Below are 3,877 nucleotides of genomic sequence, written 5' to 3'. Positions count from 1 at the left end.
ATCGGGGCGGCCACGGCGCTGTTGGCGGCGGACCTGGGCTATCGGATCTGCATCAATTACCAATCCGATGAAAACGCTGCCCAGGACATCCTCGAACAGGTCCGGGCCAAGGGCGCGCAAGCCATTGCGGTGCGGGCCGATGTGAGCATCGAAGATGAGGTGGTCGGCCTGTTTAACCGCGTCGACGCTGAATTGGGCCGAGTCACCGCCCTGGTGAACAACGCCGGTACGGTCGCCCACAAATCCCGCCTCGATGAAATGTCCGAGTTCCGCATCCAGAAAATCATGAAGACCAACGTGCTCGGTCCGATCCTGTGCGCCAAGCATGCAGTGTTGCGGATGTCGCCCCGGCATGGTGGGCAGGGTGGCAGCATCGTCAATGTCTCGTCGGTTGCGGCCCGTTTGGGCGCGCCAGCGGAGTATGTCGACTACGCGGCCTCGAAGGGCGCGCTGGATACTTTCACCGTTGGTCTGTCCAAGGAAGTGGCCGGCGAAGGTATTCGCGTCAACGCCGTACGCCCGGGCTACATCTATACCGATTTTCATGCCTTGAGTGGCGATCCGGACCGGGTCAGCAAACTGGAGTCTGCTATTCCCATGGCCCGGGGCGGACGTCCGGATGAGGTGGCGGAGGCGATTATCTGGTTGCTGTCGGACAAGGCCTCGTATGCGACGGGGACGTTTGTGGACCTTGGTGGTGGGCGCTGAGAACTGGGCGGTCTGCCCTGGCCTCATCGCGAGCAAGCTCGCTCCCACAGGGGCGTTCCAAATGTGGGAGCGAGCTTGCTCGCGATGGCGGTAGTGCTGGCAAACCAAATATTAGAACGACCGGATAATCCGCCCCAACGTCTCCATGGCCTTTTCCGATACCTCGGTCCAAGGCCCGCCATAGTTCAGCCGAATGCAATTCCTGAAGCGCCGGGTCGGTGAAAAGATCGGCCCGGGTGCGATGCTGATGCCTTGCGCCAACGCCATCTGGAACAGCTTCAGCGAGTCGATCTGTTCCGGTAGTTCCAACCAGAGGAAGTAACCCCCGGCCGGCTGGCTGACGCGGGTCTGGGCTGGGAAATACCGGCCGATGGCGGCAAGCATCGCGCTTTGCTGTTCTTCCAGGGCATAGCGCAACTTGCGCAGGTGCCGGTCGTAGCCGCCGTGTTGCAGGTAGTCGGCGATAGCGGCCTGGGCCGGCATCGAGGCGCACAGGGACGTCATGAGCTTGAGCCGTTCGATCTTCTGCGCATAACGTCCGGCGGCGACCCAGCCGATGCGATAGCCCGGGGCCAGGCTCTTGGCGAACGAACCGCAATGCATCACCAGGCCTTCGGTATCGAACGCCTTGGCCGGCTTGGGCGCCTGCTGGCCGTAATAGAGCTCGGCGTAGACGTCATCCTCGATCAGCGGCACCTGATGCCGGCGCAACAACTCGACCAGTGCCTGTTTGCGGGCTTCGGGCATGGTCGCGCCCATGGGATTCTGGAAGCTGGTCATGCACCAACACGCCTTGATCGGATGGCGCGCCAGGGTCTGTTCCAGCACGGCGAGGTCGATGCCGTCGCGCGGGTGGACGGGAATTTCAACGGCCTTGAGTTTCAGCCGCTCCAGCACTTGCAGGCTGGCGTAGAACGCAGGTGCTTCGATCGCCACCAAATCGCCCGGCTCGGTCACGGCTTGCAGGCACAGGTTCAAGGCTTCCAGGGCGCCGTTGGTGACCAGCAGTTCCTCCATGGGCAGCATCAGCCCGCCAACCATGTAGCGCAAGGCTATCTGGCGGCGCAGTTGCGGATTGCCCGGCGACATGTCCGTGACCACCATGCGCGGATCCATTTCACGCGTGGCGCTGGCCAGCGAACGGGACAATCGTTGCAACGGAAACAGTGTCGGGCTGGGAAAGGCCGAACCGAATGGCACGGTGGAAGGGTCCTTGATTGACTCGAGCACCGAAAACACCAGTTCGCTGACGTCGACTTCGGTGGACTCATGCACCTGGGTGCTGATGACCGGTTCGCAGAACGGGCTCGGCGCATGATTGTTGACGAAGTAACCGGAACGCGGCCGCGCCCGGATCATGCCGCGTCGCTCGAGCAGGTAATAGGCCTGGAAAACGGTGGATGGGCTGACGCCGTAAGTCTGGCTGGCGAAGCGCACCGACGGCACGCGCTGGCCGGGCCCGAGCATGCCGGAGCGGATCAGTTCAGCGATGTCATCGGCGAATTTTTCGTAGCGTTTCATGGCTGGCCCGGTAATGGATAACGCGTGGTTTGCGCTTTTGACTGTGGAGCGAGGCATCTTAAGGCTTCATCGATTCATCGGTGCTACAAAACGGCTTTTTGCTTCGCTGTAGATATCAGGCTCGTCACTGTCCGCAACCTTGAAGGTCATCTCCTGGGAACCGCTCCGCGGCCGTTCGCTGAGCATCGCCACCGATACCGGCACGTCGATGATTTCTCCCGGCGCCAGGCTCAGTTGCGTCTTGCCCTGCAGGACGAAGCCGTCACCGTCCACCAGGGACAATTGATAGGCCTGGCGTTGCTGGGTCTTGTTGATGATTTTCAGGCTGTAGATGTTCTCGATCTGGCCTTGGCTGTTTTCACGGAACAGGCCACGGTCCTTGCTCACGTCCAGCGACACCATGGGCCGTTGCACCAGCGCTACGGCCAGCGCACCGATCATCACCAACAGCACGGCGGTATAGCCAATCAGCCGTGGCCGCAAAAGGTGAGTCTTCCCGCCTTGCAGCTGGCGTTCGGAGGTGTATTTGATCAAGCCGCGGGCGTAACCCATCTTGTCCATGATCGAGTCGCAGGCGTCGATGCATGCCGCGCAACCGATGCACTCCATTTGCAAGCCATCGCGGATATCGATGCCGGTGGGGCAGACCTGCACACACATCTGGCAATCGATGCAGTCGCCCAGGCCAATATCGCCGGGGTTCACCTCGCGTTTGCGCGGCCCGCGAATTTCACCACGGGCTACGTCGTAGGAGATGGTCAAGGTGTCCTTGTCGAACATCACGCTCTGGAATCGCGCGTAAGGGCACATGTGCATGCACACCGCTTCACGCAGCCAGCCGGCATTAAGGTAGGTAGCACCAGTGAAAAAAAGTACCCAGAACAGGCTCACGCCGCCGATTTGCAAGGTGAGCAGTTCCTCGGCCAGCGGACGGATCGGCGTGAAATAGCCCACGAATGTCAGGCCGGTGAGCAGGCTGATGGCGAGCCACAACGTGTGCTTGGCCGAGCGCCGCACTAACTTGTTCAAGCCCCACGGCGCGGCCTGCAGCTTGATCCGCTGGTTGCGTTCACCTTCGGTGATTTTTTCGACCCACATGAAGATCCAGGTCCACGAGCTCTGCGGGCAGGTGTAGCCGCACCACACGCGCCCGGCAAACACGGTGATCGCAAACAGGCCGAAGGCGGCGATGATCAGCAGCGCCGACAACAGGATGAAGTCCTGGGGCCAGAAGGTCGCGCCAAAGATGTGGAATTTGCTTTCGGAAAGGTTCCAGAGTACCGCTTGGCGATTGCCCCAGTTCAGCCATACCGTGCCGAAGAACAGCAGGAACAGGACGCCGGCACCGCTGATGCGCAGGGTGCGGAACAGGCCGGTGAAGCTGCGGGTATGGATCAGGTGGTCGGTGGTCCTGGATTTTATCTTCGTCGGTGTGGGATCGAAGGTCTGTATCAACTGGACGGGGATTCTTTCGCTCATGGTCGGTCGCTCATCAGCCGCTATCTGGCCGGGGCACTATGACCATTGAACTGATTGCATAACAGGCTCAGGTGGCTTGATAAAAACCGGATCAGATGGTTTGGAGGCCTTGTTCTGCGACAGTTTGAAGCACTTCTGGAATGGGGGCTTCGTTCGTTGCACTGCGTAT

The 3,877-nt window shown here is 60.7% G+C and carries 3 protein-coding genes; 1 reads left to right on the top strand and 2 read right to left on the bottom strand.

The window, feature by feature from the left end:
- Positions 1-708, top strand: a 708-nt coding sequence (locus OC610_RS22760) for an SDR family oxidoreductase (RefSeq protein WP_264430975.1), incomplete at its 5' end; no start/stop codon positions are given.
- Between the two features lie 111 nt (positions 709-819).
- Here OC610_RS22760 and mapR read toward each other — a convergent pair.
- Together mapR and ccoG are read right to left on the bottom strand one after the other, a co-directional pair.
- On the bottom strand, positions 820-2,229 hold the full coding sequence (gene mapR / locus OC610_RS22755) for a GntR family transcriptional regulator MpaR (protein WP_264430973.1): 1,410 nt from the start codon (positions 2,227-2,229) through the stop codon (positions 820-822).
- Between the two features lie 66 nt (positions 2,230-2,295).
- Positions 2,296-3,708, bottom strand: coding sequence for a cytochrome c oxidase accessory protein CcoG (gene ccoG / locus OC610_RS22750; RefSeq protein WP_264430970.1), 1,413 nt, complete (start codon positions 3,706-3,708; stop codon positions 2,296-2,298).
- Positions 3,709-3,877: the final 169 nt, after the last annotated feature.

This window comes from Pseudomonas agronomica (assembly GCF_025917275.1).
GTDB lineage: Bacteria > Pseudomonadota > Gammaproteobacteria > Pseudomonadales > Pseudomonadaceae > Aquipseudomonas > Aquipseudomonas agronomica.
The sequence above is the reverse complement of the archived record's forward strand: the minus strand, read 5'-3'. Positions and strand labels throughout refer to the sequence as shown.

Excerpts from the sequence above, each read along its gene's own strand:
- mapR (WP_264430973.1), bottom strand. The coding sequence starts at position 2,229 with ATGAAACGCTACGAAAAATTCGCCGATGACATCGCTGAACTGATCCGC.
- ccoG (WP_264430970.1), bottom strand. The coding sequence starts at position 3,708 with ATGAGCGAAAGAATCCCCGTCCAGTTGATACAGACCTTCGATCCCACA.